Below are 1,032 nucleotides of genomic sequence, written 5' to 3' on the forward strand. Positions count from 1 at the left end.
TATTTAACGTGAGTTCGGGATAAGAAAAGTGTATAAAAAGAGAGCAAAGGGCATGGTTTTTGTTTATAAATAGTTGACAATCAATTTATTAACTATAACCAAAGCCCTATGCTCAGAGATAAAATTATAGAAATTTTTGTAAACGTTGACGACTTTTGCAAAGAAATAATCCCAGAACTTGAAAAGCAACTTATTGAAGACCAATCTTTAGGCAAGAGGAACAGAAAAGCGGGATTATGTAATAGCGAGGTTATTACGCTGATGATTGCTTTCCATTATGGCCAGTTCACCAACCTGAAGTCTTTTTATATTCATTTTGCCCAGCCGCATCTGAATGATTTGTTTCCGGGCCTGGTATCTTATAACCGCTTTGTCGAACTTCAGCCACGATCAGCCGTATTATTTATGCTGTACGTTAAAATGAATTGCCTTGGTAAATGCAGGGGGTTAAGCTTTATAGATTCAACACATTTAAAAGTATGTCATAACCGCAGAATACACCAGCATCAGGTGTTTAAAGATCAGGCTGAAAGAGGACAGTGTTCTATAGGTTGGTTTTATGGCTTTAAACTGCACCTGATCATCAATGACCGGGGTGAAATATTATCATTTTATCTTACCAAAGGTAATGTGGATGACCGTGACTGGAGGCATTTTTCAGATATGACCAGAACCATCTTCGGCAAACTCTTTGGCGATAAAGGTTACGTTTCTAAAGCACTTGCGGATTTACTTTGGGGAAATGGGGTTCAGATGGTGGCTAAACCAAAAAAAAATATGAAAAACGTTAACCTAAGCCAGCAAGATAAAATAATGCTTCGCAAAAGAGCCATTATCGAATGTGTCAACGATGAGTTGAAAAATATCTGCAAGCTTCAGCATACCCGCCATCGATCTGCTGCCAACTTCTTGCTCAATATCCTCGGCGCTTTGGCCGCTTACTCATTCTTTCCGAAAAAACCATCGCTAAATATCGTTTTTGAAAACCAGGATAGTCAATTATTCTTAGCCGCTTAACCCGAACTCACGTTA

1 protein-coding gene is annotated in these 1,032 nt (G+C 38.6%); it reads left to right on the forward strand.

Annotated features, from left to right (window positions below):
• Positions 1-108 precede the first annotated feature (108 nt).
• Positions 109-1,017, forward strand: coding sequence for an IS982 family transposase (locus BMX56_RS29785; protein WP_090653370.1), 909 nt, complete (start codon positions 109-111; stop codon positions 1,015-1,017).
• Positions 1,018-1,032 lie beyond the last annotated feature (15 nt).

The organism is Mucilaginibacter sp. OK283, from assembly GCF_900110415.1.
Taxonomy (GTDB): Bacteria; Bacteroidota; Bacteroidia; order Sphingobacteriales; family Sphingobacteriaceae; genus Mucilaginibacter.